General features: G+C 54.9%; 17 protein-coding genes. 9 read left to right on the top strand and 8 right to left on the bottom strand.

Features of this window, described 5'->3' with window-relative positions; translation table 11 throughout:
* Positions 1-271: 271 nt before the first annotated feature.
* From DTL42_RS24585 to DTL42_RS24555, 7 genes are all read right to left on the bottom strand, one after another.
* Positions 272-1,294, bottom strand: a complete 1,023-nt coding sequence (locus tag DTL42_RS24585; RefSeq protein WP_114373311.1) for a class I SAM-dependent methyltransferase — start codon at positions 1,292-1,294, stop codon at positions 272-274.
* Between the two features lie 17 nt (positions 1,295-1,311).
* Positions 1,312-2,082 (bottom strand): LPS export ABC transporter ATP-binding protein, encoded by a 771-nt coding sequence (gene lptB / locus DTL42_RS24580; protein WP_114373309.1) that lies wholly within the window; start codon positions 2,080-2,082, stop codon positions 1,312-1,314.
* 19 nt (positions 2,083-2,101) lie between these two features.
* Positions 2,102-3,832 (bottom strand): signal peptidase I, encoded by a 1,731-nt coding sequence (lepB, locus tag DTL42_RS24575; protein ID WP_199590214.1) that lies wholly within the window; start codon positions 3,830-3,832, stop codon positions 2,102-2,104.
* 169 nt (positions 3,833-4,001) lie between these two features.
* Entirely contained in the window at positions 4,002-5,258 is a 1,257-nt protein-coding gene (locus DTL42_RS24570; RefSeq protein ID WP_114373307.1) for a S26 family signal peptidase, read from the bottom strand.
* 98 nt (positions 5,259-5,356) lie between these two features.
* Positions 5,357-7,171, bottom strand: coding sequence for a translation elongation factor 4 (gene lepA / locus DTL42_RS24565; RefSeq protein WP_114373304.1), 1,815 nt, complete (start codon positions 7,169-7,171; stop codon positions 5,357-5,359).
* Between the two features lie 97 nt (positions 7,172-7,268).
* The gene (locus DTL42_RS24560; protein WP_114373928.1) at positions 7,269-8,315 is read right to left on the bottom strand and encodes an ROK family protein; all 1,047 of its coding nucleotides are present in this window, start codon (positions 8,313-8,315) and stop codon (positions 7,269-7,271) included.
* A gap of 145 nt (positions 8,316-8,460) precedes the next feature.
* Complete coding sequence (locus tag DTL42_RS24555) at positions 8,461-9,621, bottom strand: hypothetical protein (RefSeq protein WP_114373302.1); 1,161 nt, start codon at positions 9,619-9,621, stop codon at positions 8,461-8,463.
* A 101-nt stretch (positions 9,622-9,722) separates the two neighbouring features.
* On the opposite strand from DTL42_RS24555, the gene DTL42_RS24550 reads away from it, so the two are divergent.
* Positions 9,723-10,751, top strand: coding sequence for a DMT family transporter (locus DTL42_RS24550; RefSeq protein WP_158545540.1), 1,029 nt, complete (start codon positions 9,723-9,725; stop codon positions 10,749-10,751).
* 79 nt (positions 10,752-10,830) lie between these two features.
* On the opposite strand, the gene DTL42_RS24545 is transcribed toward DTL42_RS24550, so the two are convergent.
* Entirely contained in the window at positions 10,831-11,034 is a 204-nt protein-coding gene (locus DTL42_RS24545; protein WP_114373298.1) for a hypothetical protein, read from the bottom strand.
* Between the two features lie 599 nt (positions 11,035-11,633).
* On the opposite strand from DTL42_RS24545, the gene DTL42_RS24540 reads away from it, so the two are divergent.
* The 8 genes from DTL42_RS24540 (at position 11,634) to DTL42_RS26125 (ending at position 19,514) form a co-directional block, all read left to right on the top strand.
* On the top strand, positions 11,634-12,491 hold the full coding sequence (locus DTL42_RS24540; RefSeq protein WP_114373296.1) for a hypothetical protein: 858 nt from the start codon (positions 11,634-11,636) through the stop codon (positions 12,489-12,491).
* Between the two features lie 271 nt (positions 12,492-12,762).
* Positions 12,763-13,353 carry an FHA domain-containing protein gene (locus DTL42_RS24535; RefSeq protein WP_114373294.1) on the top strand — a complete coding sequence of 197 codons (591 nt, stop codon included), beginning with the start codon at positions 12,763-12,765 and terminating at the stop codon, positions 13,351-13,353.
* 112 nt (positions 13,354-13,465) lie between these two features.
* On the top strand, positions 13,466-15,538 hold the full coding sequence (locus DTL42_RS24530) for a serine/threonine-protein kinase (protein ID WP_114373292.1): 2,073 nt from the start codon (positions 13,466-13,468) through the stop codon (positions 15,536-15,538).
* A gap of 195 nt (positions 15,539-15,733) precedes the next feature.
* Positions 15,734-17,011 carry a hypothetical protein gene (locus DTL42_RS24525; protein WP_114373289.1) on the top strand — a complete coding sequence of 426 codons (1,278 nt, stop codon included), beginning with the start codon at positions 15,734-15,736 and terminating at the stop codon, positions 17,009-17,011.
* A gap of 102 nt (positions 17,012-17,113) precedes the next feature.
* Positions 17,114-17,770 carry an RNA polymerase sigma factor gene (locus DTL42_RS24520; RefSeq protein ID WP_114373287.1) on the top strand — a complete coding sequence of 219 codons (657 nt, stop codon included), beginning with the start codon at positions 17,114-17,116 and terminating at the stop codon, positions 17,768-17,770.
* A gap of 111 nt (positions 17,771-17,881) precedes the next feature.
* Positions 17,882-18,586: an AIM24 family protein gene (locus DTL42_RS24515; protein WP_114373285.1), complete on the top strand. Its 705-nt coding sequence runs from the start codon at positions 17,882-17,884 to the stop codon at positions 18,584-18,586.
* Positions 18,587-18,658: 72 nt separating this feature from the next.
* Positions 18,659-19,084, top strand: coding sequence for a hypothetical protein (locus DTL42_RS24510; RefSeq protein WP_114373283.1), 426 nt, complete (start codon positions 18,659-18,661; stop codon positions 19,082-19,084).
* A 250-nt stretch (positions 19,085-19,334) separates the two neighbouring features.
* On the top strand, positions 19,335-19,514 hold the full coding sequence (locus DTL42_RS26125; protein WP_147274430.1) for a hypothetical protein: 180 nt from the start codon (positions 19,335-19,337) through the stop codon (positions 19,512-19,514).
* Positions 19,515-19,552: the final 38 nt, after the last annotated feature.

The following is a 19,552-nucleotide window of genomic DNA, read 5'->3' as shown; positions in this document are numbered from 1 at the left end:
AAGTGAATCGTTCACCTTTGGCCAAATGTGGATAAAGAAAGTTTTGCCCCCGAAACGTTGTAAAAAATCACACATCCATCGTACCCCACGACAATGCATCGGGCTAGCGATGTTGGCCCGGCTATTCGTAAAGAGAAGTCACTAAAATTGCTGAACAGCGCTCGATACACCCCACTTTCAATGCGGTGTGTCAACGCACGTTTCCAGCCGGCAAGTGATCAGCGAACGAACCGCACTTCAAGGGTGCCTGTTTCTGGGGGGCCAGTAGAACTCAGGCGCGCTTCTTCATCACCTTGTCGACAAGGCGGCGTCGGTTCGGCTCGGAGAGTGCGGAGATCCATTCTTGGACGTTGCGAGAGAGCTTGTGTCGGGTACGATCCAAGCGGTTAGCCCAGTTCTTGCGCCAACCCCAGCGAGATTGATAACGCAGGGCGGCCCAGGTTTGCTCGAAATTGCCAGCAACAATTGTTTGCCAGTCGATCGGGGCTGGTTCGGCCGCTTTCGTGAGAACTGCTTCCGTATGATTCTTGCCGTTGCAAGTGGCGATGACCAACGGGGACAAGCCGCAGAGATTCGCCATGGCGGCCATGGTTACGCAGTTGAAGTGATAGAGGTGCCCTAGGTGCCATTTCTGAGCGAAGCGGGCATCTTGGGATTCCACATTCGGAACCTCAAGAATCAAATGCCCGCCTACCTTGAGGGCGTTGGCCATCTTCTGCATCGCGGCTAAGGGATCGGCCAGGTGCTCTAGCACGTGAAAAATGGTAATCGCGTCAAGCGACTCGGCAGGCAAGTTGGCTGCTTGCAACGACGTGTTCGCAATTTCGACGCCGTAGTTGCTGCGGCCGAACTGGGAATAGGCTTGATCGACTTCCAGGCCTTGCATCTGGAAGCCATGCTTCTTGCCCACGTAAAGCAGTTCGCCTGAGCCGGTGCCGATGTCAAGAACAGACGAGCCCTTCGGCAGATAGTGGTTCAGCTTCTCAACGCGCTGGCCAGCAATAAAGGCGTTGCGGGCCGTGTGTTTCCATTTCGGGACCGAGGAGGATTTATAGAACAAACGGTACCAGTGGCGATAGAAATCGTCGATCGCTTCCGCCGGAGGCTGAGGGTCGACATAAACCAAGCCAGAGGCTTTTGAGATCACCGTTCGCAATGGATAGCCATAGCGATCACGATTGCTGACCACCACGGCAGCGTGGTCTTGTGAGATAGGGCACGGCGCGGTTGCCGTGATCTCGGCGCCGATTTCACCTTCGGTGCCGTTCCAGGCATGAAACACGCGATGCGCCATCTGAACATCCTTTGGCCTCAGGCCGCAGCGTCGAGATCTTCTCGTCCGCCAAAGTTGTTGCGTGAAAGATTGCCGAAGTAGTATTTCACGGCTTCTGGGTGTCGCACCACTTCGTCTGGGGCGCCATGGCACAGAATGTTACCGCGATGAACGACATAACAGCGATCGACGATTTCCAATGTCTTCTCTGCTTGGTGGTCGGTGATCAAAATTGAAATCCCGCTTTGTCGCAGTTCACGAATCACCAGCTGAATACTGTCGACCGTCACCGGGTCGATTCCCGTAAAGGGTTCGTCGAGCATGATGATTTCCGGATCGGAAACCAGGCACCGGGCGATTTCCAAGCGGCGACGTTCCCCGCCAGACAGGCTTTTAGCTTTCGACTTGCGAATGTGGGTGATATCGAAGCGTTCTAGCAATTCTTCGCAGCGTTGCTTGCGATGGTAGGCATCGATTCGCAGCAGTTCCATCACGCCCATCAAGTTTTGCTCGACGGTTAGCTTTTGAAACACACTGCTATCTTGGGCCAGATAGCCCATGCCGCCATCGCGACAACGCTTGAACATCGGCCACAAGGTCACGTCCTTGCCGTTCAGCTGAACGCTGCCTTCGTTGGGGGTAACCATGCCACAGGTCATGCGGAAACTGGTTGTCTTGCCGGCCCCGTTCGAGCCCAGCAAACCGACGATTTCGCCCCGCTTCACCTCATAGCTAACCCCGTCCACGACACGACGCCGTCCGTAGGTTTTGACGAGATTTTGGGCGGTGAGAATGGTTGATTCGTCCATGAATCCTTCGGTCCTTCCGCTATTGGATAAACTTCATGCGGCTGAAGTTGGGGAAAAACGGAACTGGCTTGTTCTTAGAATGCGGCCAATAAACAAACAAGGCTTTGCCAATGAGCATGTGCTCGGGCACAAACTGTTGGCCGATGTCCCACAGGCGTCCATCAGAGCTTTCCGCACTGTTATCGCCCAAGGGAAAATACTGTCGCTCTTCTAACTTAAAGATCGCTTCACGACGCGACTTAAACAGATTGGTGGTTGCCCACGACTTGGGATCGGTAAGGATCGCCCGAATTTCGTTCGGCGGCAGAACATTCCAACTCGGATGCCCTTCGGCGGCATAGTCGACAATCGTGTCTGAGGTCCGGCCATACTGCGTACCAAAGGCAATGTAATAAACATCGCGATAAACCCGCACGCGGTTCAGGGTCATTGCCACCGAGCTCGTACCAATTCCTACGGGCAAAAGATCGCCTGGATCGGTTTCGCTCCACTTCGGAACGGGGGCTTGGCGAGGCGTGTAATGAACCGGAGCACCAAAGTTGACCAAGCGGTCGTTCACCCACAAACGAAGTTCGTTGTCAACGTTCGAGTAGCGGAACGAATAGGCGCCTGGCCTTTTGACCACGGTATCCGCTTCGATTGGCCCGGTTTGCTCGAACTCGATGTTCGGATCGTTCGACGAGATCGTCGCTTTACCGGTGGCTACATCAATGTCGCAGCGGAAGTGGGCTCCACCTTCAACGAGGTCGAGCGACATGACTCCCGAAGTCGACTCGACTTCGGCTTCAAACTCCAGGCAAAGGTCACCCACCCAGTGCAAGCCAGATGAACTGCGGGTGCCAGCATACTCGGTTAGAGTGCCGGTGTTATAAGCACTGAAATCGGTAATCAATTGACTACACGTATCCCGGGCCTCTTGTGTGTTAATGGGCTGACGGTTCTCGGCCATCGCCCAGTAACGGACATTCTTGCCGTTGTCGGCCAACACATGTCGGTAACGTAGCCACGTTTCGCCTTGCGGTTGGCAGATGAATGCGCCGTTCTCTTTCTTCGTCCAACTGCCTTGGGTTTCCGCAGGGTACGGCTCCAAGCGGTCGGGAAAACCCGCCTCTTCCAAAATGTCGCAAGGGTAGTTGGTATCGTAGATCAATCGCTGGAGCGTCAACTGCTTGCTAGGCGGTTTGCGTTCGATCGAGAAGCCAGACCCACCAGGCTTTTGGATATAGATGTCGCCGTGAAAAATCCGAACCGTTTCGCCGGGTAGTCCAATGAGACGTTTAATGTAGTTGGTTTGCGGTTCGACAGGGTACTTAAAAACAATCACGTCCCAGCGGGCTGGGGCAGAGAAGTCGTAGGCAAACTTGCTCACCAAGATACGGTCGCCGTTGTACGATTCATCCGCGCTGATGTCGGTCAGGCGATGGTAAAGCGGATCGACGGCTTGGATGATGTCGTGTTCTTTTTTCTGGGTGTGACGATCGAGTTCGGCACTGGCACCAACCGTGTATTCGAAGCCCGTGTATTTGTCGGTTACGTCTTTGTGACGGCCAAGCAGGGTGGTCGCCATCGAGCCGGTCGGAATGACAAACGCTTCCGCTTCGAACGCCCGAAACAAAAGCGCCAAAATCACCGCCACGACCAACGATTCGACGAACTCGCGTGTTACGGCGAAGTGATCCCCTTCCGCGCCATCTTTGCCTTTCGAGGACTTGTCCGCAGCGGTTGTTGAGTTGCGTTTCTTCTTCACCATGGGCGTCTATTTTTCTGTTTCCCTGGGGCTCGATATCGCGAGTCTCGGGAAGCAAAGGTGCTGTCTCGGGGCGTTCTGTCCCCGAGTTTGTTGGTTGCGAAAACTTTACTATAACGAATCGCCAAATCTAACGCAGCGCTGGTCGGGCGGACTTGCAGCAGGGGGATAACTACTCGGAGTTTGTTTGTAACACTTTTCCTAGTAAGTGTTTACGGATGTCTATTGACCCCATTTCGCCGCGTGAGTCCTCGGAGATCGGTACGTTATCCCCCAGCACAAAGATCTCGTACGGGGTCAATTTTCGATCCCGCGACCAGGTATCGCCTCGGTTATGGGCTCCGAGCCAGACGATATCGCGATAGACCTGGGCTTGTTTCAGCACGGCTGTCCCTCCTTCAATTCGGAGGGCGAATGGTTGACCCGAGAAGACCAGTTCAGTCTCGACCAAAGGAAAAGTCCAATGCCGTTTTCCTTGATCGAGTTCCAAAAACAGCTTCCCGTCGCACTGCCCTGCCCTCACGTTGCAGCCAGCAAGCGACTCCACCGCTAGGGGAAGTTCGACGCTCGCTTGAGAAGATTGCGCCTGGACGACTTTTTGGGCAAAATCAAGTCGGATCAAAGCTTCTTCGTTCTGACCTTGCAGCCGTAAGACCAAAGCATCGGCGTTCCAGTGGCGGAAGGTCCACGCAAGCCACAGGTCGTTGGCTGGAAAGAGTTCCCGTGAGAGAGAGTGGTTGTAGGCATAGCTGTCCTTGGGAGGCGTATCATGATTCTGCGAACTAGGCGGAGGCAAGCAACTGCGATGGTGATAAATCAGCCAGTCTTCTTCGTCCGGTTGACCCTCCTGTAGGGGAGCAAATGCGAGTACGCCTGGTCGTACATCCCATCCACTACCGCTAGGAAGTTGCGAGAGGAAGCGAGAATCGCCGTGGGAATGCGATTGGTCGAACATCAGCAGTTTCAGTGCTTCGCGCTGCCGCGATGTCTTGCGAATGATCTCTCCGTCTTGATAAAGCTCGCCTTGCTGAATGCGAGGGACTTCGCCTGGGAGAAACGCGATTCGTTTTACCGCGAATTGCTGTTCTTGGTGCGGGATAGCTAGCACCACCAAGTCAAAGCGTTGCAGCTGATCTGGCAAAACAGGTTCCCATTGGATCGTGCTGCCTGGTTCGACGACCGCTGGAGGAACTGGGCTGGTTTGGCCGCAATTGGGGCAAGTTAGTTCGGCCGGCAATTCGCTCACGCCATCGACTAGTGTGGTGAATTGGCAATGGTCGCAAATGACCTTTACATGCGGCCCCGGCAAGTGAGGTGCCATCGATCCGCTGACGACCCGATAGATTGGTGGTGGCATGATGCTGGCGACCTGAAAACTGGCCACACCCACGGCAACCGCCAAAAGCAGCAAAAAGGGAACGAGACGCATAAGCTCCTCCGGTTTTTCGGGAGGGGACAACGAATCGCCGAGTGAGGGCTCGGCGATGGTTTTATTGTAATTGCGTCTGATGGGAATTGCTGAGAGACTTACGTGCGGTCTTCGCCTGTTTCGAGAACCGCCATGAAGGCCTTCTGCGGGATGTCGACCGAACCGATCGATTTCATCCGCTTCTTACCTTCCTTCTGCTTCTGCCAGAGCTTTCGTTTACGCGAGATGTCCCCCCCGTAACACTTGGCAGTCACGTTTTTACGCAATGCTTTCACTGTTTCGCGGGCGATCACGCGGGTGCCAATCGCGGCTTGCACGGCCACCTCGAACATGTGGCGGTCGATTTCGCTTTTCAGCTTTTTCACGACAGCACGGCCACGACGGTCGGCGTCGGCTCGGTCGCAAATGATGCTCAGGGCATCAACCCGCTTGCCGTTGACCAGGATGTCCATCCGCACGAGATCGGCTTCTTCGTAGCCGCGCATCTCGTAGTCCATGGTGCCGTAGCCCCGGGTCGAGCTTTTAAGCTTATCGTGCAGATCGTAAATCACTTCGGCCAGCGGGATGTCGTACACCAACATCGACCGGGTTGGCGAAAGGTATTCGGTTCGAACATGGATCCCGCGACGTTCGTTGCAAAGCTGCATCACCGGGCCGATATAGTCGGACGGCTGGATCAGGCTGACACGCACGATCGGCTGGAGGAAGGTTTCGATCTCGCCTGCTTCGGGCACATCCTGTGGTTTATGGATGTCGACCGTTTCGCCTTGCTTGTTGACAATCTGGTAGGTCACATTTGGCGCGGTTTGGACCAGGTCGATATCGGCTTCTTGTTCTAGCCGCTGCTGCACGATTTCCATGTGCAATAGCCCAAGGAAGCCACAGCGGAAGCCGAAGCCCAAAGCGTCGCTCGTTTCTGGCTCGAACGTGAAGCTCGGATCGTTGATACGCAGGCTCTTCAGGGCGTCGCGTAGCTGTTCGAAGTCTTGTCCGTCGGATGGATAAAGGCCACAGAAAACCATCCGCTTTGGTTCTTGATAACCAGGTAACGGCTTGGCCCCTTTGTCACCTTGCACGGTGATCGTATCGCCAATGTTCACCAGTTCGAGGGACTTGATATTGCAGATGACGTAACCGACCTGGCCAGCGGAAAGCTCATCGCGAGCAACCGGGCGCGGGACGAACTGGCCAACTTCGAGTACTTCGTGATTGGTTTCGCCACGGATGAAGCGGATCTTGTCTCCTTTTTTGAGACGGCCGTTCATCACGCGAACGTAAGTGATCGCGCCGCGGAACTTATCGTAGTGCGAATCAAAGACCATCGCTTGCAGCGTGGATTCGCGGTCGCCGCTAGGGGCGGGAACACGATCGATGATTCGTGCCAGCAACGCGTCGACCCCCTGCCCAGTCTTGCCGCTGATACCGCAGATGTCGGTGGCATCGAGTGCCAACGTATGTTCGATTTCCTCGGCCACTTCGGTTGGGCGAGCGTGGTTAAGGTCGATTTTGCTGAGGCAAGGAATAATCTCGAGATCGTGTTCCATCGCCATGAACGCATTGGCGACGGTTTGCGCCTCGACCCCTTGAAACGCGTCGACCAGCAGTACGGCACCTTCACAGCATGTAAGCGAGCGGCCCACCTCGTATTGAAAGTCGACGTGGCCAGGCGTATCGATCAGGTTGATTTCATATTCTTGCTTGCCAAGCTTATAGCGCATCGCCACGGCTCGGGCCTTGATGGTGATGCCCCGTTCACGTTCGACTTCCATATCGTCCAGCAGTTGCTCTTTCATTTCACGCGAGCTAACCGTGGCTGTTTTCTCCAGCAGACGGTCGGCCAACGTGCTTTTGCCGTGGTCGATATGGGCGATAATGCAGAAATTGCGAATGTACTTCTGGTCGATGCTTGCCATCGTTGGTGAAGCTACCCTGGTTGGCATGATGGTCCCTCTAGCGGGACCTTGGCGATTGCCCGAATGGTTCGGGGAAACGCCCTATTATACATAAGGACTACGAGTTCAGGGAATCGCGGTGGGTGACGGCTCTGGCTTTGCCTGCCGCCCCCAAATAACCTGCGTCCCCACCCAAACGGGCAAAATCGACGACCGTCTTCTCGGCTGGAACCGGAAATGCTCGTGATTTGACTTCCTGGCGGACACGTTCCAAAAATTGCCGCCCTAACGGACTTTCGTGCCCGCCAAAGTTGATTGCACCGCCTAAAACAACCGCTCCTGGGTCGATGGTGTGCATCAGCGAAACGATGCCAATGCCCAAGTAGCGGGCCGTTTCCAGCACGATATGCAGCGAAAGTGAATCGCCTTGGCTGGCTTCTTCGGAGACCATTAGGGGGGTAAGGGGCTCGCCGTTCTCGACGCGGCGATGAAGCGAGCTTTCTTTCTTCAGGTCGCCGGCCAGTGCCTCGTGGGTTCGCTTGATGATGGCTGTTCCGCTGGCATAGGCTTCTAAATGCCCTCTCTGCCCAGTGGGAATCGTGCGAGCGTTCTCGCTGAAGTCGATGATAATGTGCCCCAATTCGCCGCCGTGGCTATGTTCGCCATCGATTAGCAGGTCGTCGACGATAATCCCGCCCCCGACCCCAGTACCAAGGGTGAGCAGAATCATGCTGCGGAATTCTTTACCAGAACCGAGCCAGTATTCACCGAACGCCGCCGCATTGGCGTCGTTGGCGTAGATTACCGGACGGCCGGTTAGCTGCGAGAGGCAATCTCGAATGGGGAAGTTGTAAGAATTCGGAAGATTATGGGGTTCGAGCAGCATGCCACCTTCGATGTCCATCGTGCCTGGCGTGGCTAGGCCGATAGCCGTGATATCGCTCAAGGGGCGGTTCACTTCCTGACATATCTTCTGGATAACCTCGGTGGTGCGTTCCATGTAGCGCTGCGGGCCGTCCGTTTCGATCGTGGGAATCTTGCGATACGAAACGGTGTTGCCCAGATCGTCGACCAGCCCAATCTTGATATTGGTCCCTCCCACATCGACGCCGATAAAGAGGGGAAGGGTCTCTTTGCCTGGTTCAATGCGGGGTGCCGACGCCATCGATATGCCTTCTAAAACGGATGCTGCGAGCACGGCGAAACGCCGATCGCCCTCAATCATACGGAAGCTGATTTATGGTCGCAATCGGCCCCTTTGTTGGGCATGGCGAGCGGATAAGGTGGAATCGCACAGAATCTCACACAAATTAAGCGCCACTACGCAATTCGGTCGACGAGATATCCATCCGAAATTCCGAACTGGGAACCGCTTCGCACCGTTCGGCCAAAATAGGTGGAAGCGTGAGGTCGGCCAGCGAGAGAAACTGCTCCTTTACGACCCGCGGAAAGACGACAAAACGGCAATTCTGCTGCTGCAGCTCTGCCAAGGCGGCATCTCGCTGCTCGACCGAGTTCTGGTAGTAGCGTGGCTCGGCAATACGGACGATGGTGTCTGCCCCAACCACGAAGGTGGCTTCCGGAAAAATCTTGGTTTTCTCTAAAAAGGTAGGGGCTCGGGTCAGCCAGCAGCGTTGGGGGGGCTCGAACTGGCGGACGCGCGACTCGATATCAAAGAAGTCGAGCGGGGGTTTGTCGACGTTTTCGATCGAAATTTCAAAGTCGACGCGATGTCCGGTGATTTGCTCGGCCAACTCGGCCATGCGCTGGTGCCCTTCGTGCAGCGGGTTAAAGGCCCCGGGAAAGAGAACGCCGCTAAAGGAATCGAGGGAAGCGTCTTGTTCGTCTTTCATGGCACAGGCAACGTTTCGCTGGCCGAGCATCAGTTCGGTCCACGAAGGCCAGGCCACGGCAGAGCTTTCGTCGACATGCTCGCCCGGCAGCAAGTCTAAAGGAATGCGGTTGGTGATCCCGGTAACCTCAGCAATTCGATTGAGAAGCAGGGCCGCAACGACGTTCTCTTCTCGCTCGCGATCGCGTGAGTCTTTGGTCAGAACGAGCGAGGCGAGGCTCGAAATTTGGGCGGTTTGCACAGCAATATGCACGCGATGCTGGCCCTTCTTCGGACGCAAGCTACGAAGGCTGGCACTGCATCCTACGCCCAGCAAATGGGTGTCATCCAGATCGTGCTGAGAATTTCGTTTTTCTAAATCACGAGCCCGGAAAAAGGCCCGCATGGCCATGGCCTGGGCAGTGGCTCGGCTACAATAATGAGCGGGCTTGTAGTGCAGAAAGTCTTCCAGCGAGGCGCTGGAATAAGGAATGAGCGCTTCGAGAACCGTCTCGGACGCCCCAGGAATGCTTAGCAGCTGGCTAAGTGCTTCACTTCCGCCCCCAGTTACGACTGCTGACAGTCGCCACGGCGAACGATGCAATTGCCGAATCAGATGTTGGGTGATTGTGTCGTTCATGGCCTAATTTCCAAGTCCCTTGACCCTCGAAAGAATAGACCGTTGACAGGGGAATGTCGACCACACGTTCTTTGGTCTGCGAGCGATTTCAGCGGAACTTTATGTCAGAAAGAAATGCTCCCAATCTTTGGTTGGGTATGATTTGCGGCGTGTTGGCGGCGATTGGTTATTCGTTGACCAACATCTGCTTGCGATCGCTGACAGGTTTGGACCCGATTTGGGTTTCGTTTTTCAAAGCGATTCCCACGGTCACGCTGTTCGGGCCGATTGCCATCTGGCAGGTTGTTACCCGCCGAGCCGCCCTGCCGAGTGCTTCCTCTGTCGGAATCTTAATCGCGGCAGCAATTTCTAGCCAACTGCTGGGCAATGCCCTGCTGCAGTGGAGCTTTGGTGTGATCGGCGTGGCGATGAGTGTCCCCCTTTGCTTAGGAGGGATGATCGTCGTGGGAGTGTTTATTAGCAAGTGGTTTTTGCAGGAGCATCTCACCCGCTGGCAGACTTGGGGAACCGGCTCGTTGGTGCTGGCGCTGGTGGTCTTAAGCATGGCTGGCGGCGGTGCGGTTCAGTCGGTCGTCGACGAGAAATCGAGGTGGTGGCTGACCGCCGTGGGGATTTTGGCTCCGATCTCGTCGGGCGTTTCTTACGCCTTTTTGAGTATTGCGATTCGCCGAGGCGTCTCGCGGGAAGCCAGCATGTTCATGACGACTGCTTTGATCTGTGCCATTGGGATGATCATTTTGGGGCCACTTAGCCTAATCACTGCCGGCGTCGAGAAAATCGCCCAGACCACTTGGCCTCAATATGGTGTGCTGCTGGTGGCTGGACTGCTAAATGCGGGTGCTTTCGTCGCGTTGACGCTCTCGTTTCGCTACGCACCGGTCATCGTGGGAAATGCGGCCAACTCGCTGCAAAACCCGCTTTCAGCTTTAGCTGGGGTGTACCTCTTTCATGAGGCCGATAGCATCAATCTGAAGATCGGTGTCGCATTGACCGTGCTTGGCGTCGTGCTGATGGGCCTTAGAGATAAGCCTCGCTCAGGCGAAAACGATCGGCACGCAAAGAACACGCATGACGGAGAAACTGAAAGTTCGCCACGGACGAATTCGCCTGTGGAATTAGAGACTTCCTAGTTGAAGTGGCACTGTCAAGCGATATTGCATTGGCAGTCATGCCGACCGCCTGGAAACGACGGTCGGCCATTTTCTGTCTTTAGCGATTACTGACCAAGTCTTTACGAGAGGAGTTCGGCGAAACAAAGTCCGCGTTCTCTTCTACCAGGGTATCTAGGGCGTGGTCCATCCAATCTGACAACGCGGCAAGCGAATCTTCGGGGAGCTGCTGGTAAACCACAAAGTTACCGCGAGGGGTCTTCGATGGTTCGTGAACCAGCTTGAATGGCGTCGAGTGATCCATTGAATATTCTCCTATCCGAGCGAGTTCTCGCACATTGCGAGTCAACTCGAGTGGTGGACGGTTCTGGTCACACTATGACACCGCAACCGTGGTGCCAAGTTCGCATAAATTCTTGGTGGGGCGTCGCGAATCTTTCTTAAGATGAAATTTACCAAGCAGTTGTAAAAAAACAGATTCAAACGGATTGCGGCTCGCCGCGAGGGCTGTTGTGTGGTCTTCAGGCAACAGCTGCCATTTTCAGCATCACTTTTGTCAACGATCTGCCATCCTAACTGTCTTTTGAGAAACGCCTGTTAGCAGTTAAGAACAGTAACGTTCTGACCTGATTAAGGGAAGTTGAAGTTCCTTCTTGCGATGGACTACCCCGATGGGGCTGAAAAATGAAAAGTTGAAAATCGTGCTATTTCTGCTCTCGACATGCGTCTGACTGACAGCATGCCAAAAAACGGGAAAAAAATCCAAAGATCGGCAAATTGGCAACGAAGTCCTCTTTATGCCTGCAAGTTATCCGCTCGGCCAGGCGGGGATTTACGATCCGGAAGTCAATGCCGGGCAGGAAGAGTACGAGGGTCATTCCGTTTTTGATGAGGGTTGAGTCAATGATCAGAAAAATCGCATGCACAGGGATTGGTGCCGCCGTGCTGGCAGGATTGGTGTTTGGCACCGATGCATACAGCTACATCTCGACGACAGCAAGTCGCCTGGGAGACAACGTCAAAAATAGCGTTCCGGTTGAATTCGAGCTGGATCGCGCTCGTAAGATGATTACCGATCTTACGCCTGAGATTCGTCGCAACATGCATTTGATTGCGAAAGAGGAAGTGGAAGTCGAAAAGCTGCAATCGCGTGTGGGCGATTTAGAAAAGAAACTAGCTTCGAGCAAGACCGACATCGTGCGGTTGAAGAGCGATCTCGATTCAGGCAGCACCTATTTCACCTACGCCGGGCACGAATACTCGCGTAGTGCCGTGCAAACCGACCTAGCTGGGCGTTTCGAGCGTTTTAAGACGCAAGATGCTACCCGTGTGAAGTTGGAGAGCATTCTTCGGGCTCGCCAACAGGGGTTGGAAGCGGCACGTGCTAAGCTCGACGGCATGCTGACCGCACGTCGTCAGTTGGAAGTGGACGTCGAAAATCTGGAAGCTCGCCAGAAGATGGTGGAAGTCGCTCAGACCTCGAGCAAGTTTGCCTTCGATGACAGCCAATTGTCGAAGACCAAACGTCTGATTGATGACATCCGCACCCGCATTGATGTGGCCGAACGGATGGTCGATGTCGATGGGGAACTGGCCGGTGAGATCCCCTTGGACGAGCCAACACACACCGACATCGGTGACGAAGTGGCCAGCTACTTCGGATTGGAGGTCGACGAAGAGGAGGAACAGCAGTTCGTCGAAATCGACACCCAAGCCGCCGAAAAGCTGAGCAGTCGGAACACGTTGACGCTGCTGGACTAGTGACTTGGTGGGCCTGAATCGATCCTGATCAACGAATCGATCCTTTCAGGCTGCAAGGGCACGGATAGACCCTGGCAAAATCTCAAGCGATCGCTGAGATGGCTGCGTTTGGAATAAACGTCAGCCATCTTGGCACGCGCGGGGCAAGATTTTGCGTTCGACAGCGAATAGCAAGAGGAACCGGGGCTTGTGTGGTAAACTTGGGCAGCGAGAGCACGAGCAAAGTGAAATGTCTGTAGTCGAGCCAAATTTCGCGAATAGAAGAGAGAATGTGAGCGATCGCCTGCAAATGTGGATCGATGGTGTCGGAGGCTATATGCTTCTTCTCGCTGACCGCGCTAACATTGGCCAGGCGATGGCATCAGCCCAAGTCGATATTCCCATTATGGGCGATATCAGCCGACGCCACGCTGCTGTCCGGCGAAGTGGGGACGAGTACATTCTCGAACCTTTCGCCGATGCCAGGGTCAACGATTTGCCGGTCGAGCGACCGACGATGCTCAAGCATCGCGACGTGATGACATTCGGGCGAGGCGTGCGGATACAGTTCACGCAGCCTCATCCGCTGAGCACGTCAGCCGTGTTACGCATTATCAGTCGCCATCGGACAGAGCCGGCCTGCGATGGCGTGGTGATGCTGGCCGACTCGCTGTTGTTGGGACCGAAAGCGAACAACCATATTGTTTGCCCTCAGTGGCAACGCGACGTCGTTATATTTCGGAATGGAGACAAGCTGCAATTACGGTCGAAGACGCCCCTTTTTCAAAGCGATTCGACCCAGCCTGCTTCCGCGATCAAAATAGGAGAGACCGTGCAAGGAGAAGAGGTTTCGTTTTGCCTGGAACCGATTAGCCGGGCCTGACCGTGCGACCGCTCGGCTCTGGTCTCCTTTTCCCTTTCAATGGAAGGGAAGTGGAGACAAGAGAAGAGAAAGAAAGATGTATCTCATTTATTTGTTGGCCAGGGACTAGACCATGAACCAGTCGGCAGCCGCCATATCTCCGGATAACAATCCGGAGGACGAAGAAGTCGGCCCTGCGAAACTAGCCAAACCGAAAGAAAGCCCCATGCGGTTTACTTACAAAACCGGATCCACTCCGTTAGATGGCTACACCATCAAGCGAGGAGTTGGGGCTGGTGGTTTTGGCGAAGTGTATTATGCAACCACCGACGCGGGCAAAGAGGTTGCACTGAAGCATATCCAGCGTAATCTGGATATCGAAATGCGGGGCGCCAAACATTGCTTGAACTTGAAGCACCCGCACTTGGTTTCGTTGTTCGATATTCGCTACGACAGCGAAGGAGAAGGCTGGATTGTCATGGAGTTCGTCCATGGCGATTGCCTGCAAGATGTGGTCGAACGCAACCCGAACGGGATGCCACAGGACGAAGCGTTGGCGTGGTTTAAAGCGATTGCATCCGCCGTCAACTATCTACATGACCATGGTATTGTTCACCGCGACCTGAAACCAGGCAACATCTTCAACGACCAAGGGACCGTCAAGATTGGCGACTATGGTCTCTCGAAGTTTATCTCGGTCAGCCGCCGCAGTGGACAAACCGAGAGCGTCGGCACGTTTCATTACATGGCCCCAGAGATCGGCAAAGGACGCTATGGTCGCGAGATCGATGTCTACGCCCTAGGGATCATTCTATTCGAGATGCTCACCGGTCGCGTTCCTTTTGAAGGGGAAAGCAGCCAAGAGATCATCATGAAGCACCTGACGGCCAGCCCAGATCTGGGAAACTTGGGCGAGCCGTTTCGCTCGGTCGTCTCGTCCGCGCTGGAGAAAGATCCGGAGAAACGAACCAGTTCCGCCGAAGAGATGCTACAGCAGTTGGGCTTGAAAGAGACAACGGGTTTCGTGGCGACGCTCGATAGCCGCCGTCCGGTCGAATCGCCCAGTCCTGCCCCTCGGCCGACACCGCCGCCAGAGCCTCGTCCGCAGCCCCAAGCAACCTACCAGCCAGGATTTGGCGACGACCTGCAGCCGATCAACAAGGGAGCTTTCGACGACGAACCGATCGCCCAGGCCGTGGGTGGTGCCCAGCAGCGATTCATGCGGTGGTGGAATCATAACGCGACCAGCATGCCGGTGAAGATCGTCGTCCTGGTGGCGGTCGCATTCGGTATCCTCACCAATTTGCACTACATCGTGCCGATCGGTGTGATCTTGGGCGTGTTCTACCTGGCGTACTTGTTTGTACGTTTGCTCATGAACTCGTTTCAGGAAACACCAAGTGGAAGTAGCTACCCACAAACGAGAAGTGGTCGTTATCATCCCCAAGCGATGAAGCGTAAGCACCGCGCCGCCGAGCAAGGCGCGTGGAAGCCGAAACGAAAAGACCGTGAGCGGGCCGCGTTAGCGACTCGCACGGTTCGACAACGGATGCACGAACTGCTCGGTTCGCTGATTGCCAGCGGGCTAACGGCAGTGGTGGTTTCGTTCGTGTTGTTGCTGATTACCGTCGGCGAAAAAGCCCTCACCCGTTCGGCCATCCTGACGTTTGGTCCTTCGTTTGTCTTCTTCACCGGTGTCACCGTATTGGCCTCGTGGACGGTGATCGTCACGGCCAAGTTCTGGGAAAACCGAGGTGGCGAGCATGCCCGGCGTCGGCTGATTATGGCCATACTGGGGGCCTCGATCGGCATGCTGACCTGGGGCGCGTCGCTGATGATGTTCCCACATCCGTTACCGGCAGAGAGCGTAGCAGGAGGCTGGTTCACATTGGGCGAGCCGGCTACGGTCGGGGGGATGATGCTCTTCTTTGGGTTGTCGTTCCTGGTGCCGTGCTGGTGGAAACTGGCCGATCCGCTGCGAAGTAACTGGCTCAGCCCTGCCACCATCGGCGTTTATGTCGCCTGGGCGGCCGTGTTGTCGATCTTTTGGCCGTTCGTGCAGCCGTGCGGCGTGATGCTGATTGGGGCCATTGCCACGACGGTTCAGTTCGCTTCCCCTTGGCTTAACCAAGAACGTCGCGATCAAGAGCGTCGTAAGTACGAACAAGAACTGAAAGAAACCACGGTTTCGAACGTTCGTTCGTAGAGACAACTCAATAAGAAAGTTAAGAATATGGGGGCTTCACCCATGAGTTGGATGATGTTATTAGGCGGCGCGGCGATCTTGGGAATCGTCTTCTTAGTGGTGACGGTCGCCGTGGTAGCGATTGCTTCCCGCGGAAGGCGATAAATTAGCAATCAACGGTACGGCTGACGTCCTTTGTGAGGAAATAAGAAAACCATGGTCCACAGCGAACCCAATATGGCCTTCGGAATTCTCCTGGTCGCGGTCTTAGGCATGCTGGGCTTGGCTGCGCTGATCGCGATGGTGGTAGGCTTGATTCTGGTAGCAACTAAAGGGGGACGCATCCTCTTAGGGGTTGGTGCCATTGCGCTACTGGGGCTGGTCGTGGTGGGAGGTGGGCTCTTCACGATCCTTGGTTATCGCACGACGGAAGTGATTCCTTCGTCGGTCACTCAAGTTGCCGAAGAAACGCTTGATACCCGTGCAATGCCGATACGGCAGATACCGCTCGATAAGGAATCGACCTCGGAAAATCTAAAGCAAGGGGCAACAACACCGCCAGGGCCAAAGCCCGAGACAACTGAGCTTCAGGACGCTACCGAGGAGGCGACTAAGACTCCGGCGGAGCCAACTGCTCCTGGGACGCCAGCGCGAACCCTTAGTGCGGCCCCTGACTATCCGTTTCCTGATATGCGGCCTCCTCATTTTTCACGCCCCTTTGGTCCTTATGGATCAGGCTTTCAAGGAGGGTATGCTTCGACCGATCCTCACGAGGAAATTCGCAAGCTCCGCGACCAGGCCATGAGTCGGATGCAGGAGCAGCTCTACGGCATGCCAGCAGCTAGTTCAGCCGAAGAAGAGGCAACCGAAGAGTCTCACCCGTCGTTTGACTTAGTGGAAGAAGCTTACTCGCCGATGGAATCGACTGAAGAGGCCCCGAGCATCATCCCTCCTGGCCGTCCTGCCTGGGTTGAACAAGAGCCGCAGTGGGAAGACGACGGCACGTATCTTGTGGCGGTTAGCTCCGGGCCTTTTGAGCGGGGGATGGATTGTCGTAAGATGCTGCAAAACGAGACTCGGATTGCTTTGCGGCAGTTCGCCGGTGAATACCTCGATAATTCCCGTGCCCCCGAGATGTTGGGATCGCGGCTTGATGACTTGCAGGAGTCGGTCGTTGTCGAGACGTACCACGAGCAGTTGAACGCTTCGGTCGGGCCCATGCAGCAGTGGCATTCGCTGCTCAAGTTCGACATTCCCTTGCAGCAGAAGTTGAACGAGCTGTGGCATGCTCAGCAACAAGTGAGTCGAGTGGTTTACATTGGGGCAGGTTTTTTCGCCCTGTTAGGTCTCTTGTCGATTTTCTACATCGGCATGTCGCTGACCAGCGAGGGAAGTAAGGTTTCGCCCTGGTTGGTCTCAGCCGGTACGGTCGTCGCATTGGGAGGGCTTTTGGTGGCAGGCGTGATTTTCGTTAAGGCATTTCCCATGCTATAAATAGGAGGAATCTTGCCATGGATTCGTTGTATCCGTGGCGGCGAACTTGGCCTGTTCGTTTTTTCCACCTATTCATCCCGGCCTGAAAGGAACGCAACCACCTTGTCTCTATCACGCGTTTCAGAAACAGATGCCTTGTTGATCGGTCGCATTCGCGACGGGGAAGAGGACGCCTGGCAGGACTTGATCGACCGTTACGAAGGACGCCTCTTGGCTTTCGTCGAAAGTCGTCTGCGGCGTCGCGCCCATAGCGAGGATGTGGTTCAAGAAACCTTCATCGGCTTTCTGAACAGCTTGCCCAATTACGATGGTCGCCGTTCGCTAGAGAGCTATCTTTTCGCAATTTGTGCTTATAAGCTAACCGATCATTTACGTCGCGAAGGACGACGCCCTACGTTGCCGCTCAGTTCGGCAGGGGCAGGCCGTTCTTCCAGCGATACGTGGGAATTGGAAGGCCCTGCTCGGCCAGCTTCGAGCTTGGTGCGCAGTGGCGAGCGACGCACTTTAGAGGAAGATGCGTTGGTCGAGGCGATTCGCCAGCAGATCGAGAATTGGAAGACTCGGGGAGACTGGGGCAAGATTCAATGCGTGGAGTTGTTGTTCGTGCGGGGCTGGGCCAATAAAGATGTGGCTAGCCACTTACAAATTAGCGAACAACACGTCGCCAACTACAAACACGATTTCACGAATAAACTCCGGGGCAGCGTAAAAAACCAACAGCTTTGCGAAGAGGTTTTTCCCGAACTCTATACAAACTAGCCAGGCGTTGTCGTTTCGAGAACGCACTCAGATCTAAAGAGCACAGAGTATCGAGGCAAACGGCTACTCACTTGTTCTCTTTTCCGAAACAGCAATCCCAGGGGGGAAACGATGTCGACCGTTGAAAACCGTTACACACTACGCGAGTTCGTCGAGCAAACCCAACAACGCGACCGAGGCGAAGGCTTCTTCGAGATGGAGAGCCCGCGAATCCTCGAGGTCAACCTGAAGGGAAACTACGTCTGGACCAAGATGGGATCGATGATCTCGTACCTGGGCAGCATGAAGTTCGAGCGAGAAGGGGTCTTCGACAAAGGCCTGGGTGGCTTCTTCAAAAAAGCGATCACCGGGGAAGGGGCACGCCTGACAAAGGTATCGGGCAACGGCAAACTCTATCTGGCCGACTTCGGCAAAAAGATCCAGATTTTGCGTTTAGAGAATCAAGAGATCGTCGTGAATGCCAACGATGTCCTCGCTTTTGAGAACAGCGTGACTTGGGATATCAAAATGATGAAGCGGATCTCGTCCATGATGGCCGGCGGACTGTTTCAAATGACCCTCAGCGGAACCGGTATGGTCGCGATCACCACACACTACGAACCGCTCACGTTGGTGGTGACGCCAAGCCAACCGGTTTACACCGATCCGAACGCCACGGTGGCTTGGAGCGGAACGTTGAGCCCAAACCTAAAGACTGATATTTCGTTGCGTTCGCTGATTGGACGTTCCAGCGGCGAATCGTTTCAAATGGAATTCATCGGCAACGGCTTTGTGGTTGTGCAGCCATTTGAAGAGATTTATCACGCGGAAGGTTAATCGCCTGCTGCCCACCAACCCCCTCCCCTTTGGCACTTTAATACGCGAGAGGGGAAAAGAAAGTCAGAAACGATGCGAACGCTGACCAACGCCGATTTAGAAGCCTATTTGAACGAAGAACTGGCCGTCGAAGAAGCCAGTTCGGTGGAAGAACAAATCCGCGAACAGCCAGAACTGAAAGCCCGGCTTTTGGAAATCCTCGCCCGACGAGACGCTGGCGTGCATAGTTTAGGAGAGATTTGGCGGAGGCATCGCATTACCTGCCCGACCCGGCCGCAATTACAGCAGTACCTGCTGGGGGTCTTACCGGCTCAGGAAGAAGTGAATTACATCACGTTTCATCTGGAAGAGGTCGGTTGCCGGATTTGCTCGGCGAACTTGGCCGACCTGATCAAGGCATCGGAAGAGTCCGAGCAATCTGCTAGCGAAGAGCAGCACAAGACCCGCCGTCGGAAGTATTTTCAGTCGAGCGTGGGCCGACTTCGCAAGGAAGATTAGCGGTCAATTTCTGTTCGCGCGGTTTTCGAGCTGAACGCCTTCAAACCGGTAGCCGGCTAAGATTGGTCGCCCAGAGAATGTTGCCCGCCCAAAAGGATGCGACAATATTGTTATGAAATCTCTGCATCTAAAGACCATTCAATAGTTTGCGTCGTCTGGCCAACGCCGATCTGGCATTCTTGGCATGACGCTTGCGTGTAGGCATGCACCGAAAGTCATCCCTATACCTCTAGCCAAATCAGGTGGAACAATGAATTGGCGACGCACATCTGGAACATTCTCGATTTTAGGACTTGCTGCCGTTGGTGGAATTCTCCACGCCGGGAGTCATTCTCCTGCGCCGACGCCAGAGTCGGAGAAGCCGGCGACGGCCCCTGAGGAACCGACGGAAGCATCCGACACCGATCCGGAGAAGCCCAAAGCGTCGTAAATGAGGTTGGGAACAGATTCCAATCCCCTTATCTAGTA

The organism is Bremerella cremea (assembly GCF_003335505.1).
GTDB lineage: Bacteria > Planctomycetota > Planctomycetia > Pirellulales > Pirellulaceae > Bremerella > Bremerella cremea_A.
This window is presented reverse-complemented; position numbering and strand designations above follow the sequence as displayed.

Bases quoted from the DNA above. Each gene is read 5' to 3' on its own strand.
- DTL42_RS24585 (WP_114373311.1), bottom strand. From the start codon at position 1,294: ATGGCGCATCGCGTGTTTCATGCCTGGAACGGCACCGAAGGTGAAATC.
- lptB (WP_114373309.1), bottom strand. From the start codon at position 2,082: ATGGACGAATCAACCATTCTCACCGCCCAAAATCTCGTCAAAACCTAC.
- lepB (WP_199590214.1), bottom strand. From the start codon at position 3,832: ATGGTGAAGAAGAAACGCAACTCAACAACCGCTGCGGACAAGTCCTCG.
- DTL42_RS24570 (WP_114373307.1), bottom strand. From the start codon at position 5,258: ATGCGTCTCGTTCCCTTTTTGCTGCTTTTGGCGGTTGCCGTGGGTGTG.
- lepA (WP_114373304.1), bottom strand. From the start codon at position 7,171: ATGGCAAGCATCGACCAGAAGTACATTCGCAATTTCTGCATTATCGCC.
- DTL42_RS24560 (WP_114373928.1), bottom strand. From the start codon at position 8,315: ATGGCGTCGGCACCCCGCATTGAACCAGGCAAAGAGACCCTTCCCCTC.
- DTL42_RS24555 (WP_114373302.1), bottom strand. From the start codon at position 9,621: ATGAACGACACAATCACCCAACATCTGATTCGGCAATTGCATCGTTCG.
- DTL42_RS24550 (WP_158545540.1), top strand. From the start codon at position 9,723: ATGTCAGAAAGAAATGCTCCCAATCTTTGGTTGGGTATGATTTGCGGC.
- DTL42_RS24545 (WP_114373298.1), bottom strand. From the start codon at position 11,034: ATGGATCACTCGACGCCATTCAAGCTGGTTCACGAACCATCGAAGACC.
- DTL42_RS24540 (WP_114373296.1), top strand. From the start codon at position 11,634: ATGATCAGAAAAATCGCATGCACAGGGATTGGTGCCGCCGTGCTGGCA.
- DTL42_RS24530 (WP_114373292.1), top strand. From the start codon at position 13,466: ATGAACCAGTCGGCAGCCGCCATATCTCCGGATAACAATCCGGAGGAC.
- DTL42_RS24525 (WP_114373289.1), top strand. From the start codon at position 15,734: ATGGTCCACAGCGAACCCAATATGGCCTTCGGAATTCTCCTGGTCGCG.
- DTL42_RS24515 (WP_114373285.1), top strand. From the start codon at position 17,882: ATGTCGACCGTTGAAAACCGTTACACACTACGCGAGTTCGTCGAGCAA.
- DTL42_RS24510 (WP_114373283.1), top strand. From the start codon at position 18,659: ATGCGAACGCTGACCAACGCCGATTTAGAAGCCTATTTGAACGAAGAA.
- DTL42_RS26125 (WP_147274430.1), top strand. From the start codon at position 19,335: ATGAATTGGCGACGCACATCTGGAACATTCTCGATTTTAGGACTTGCT.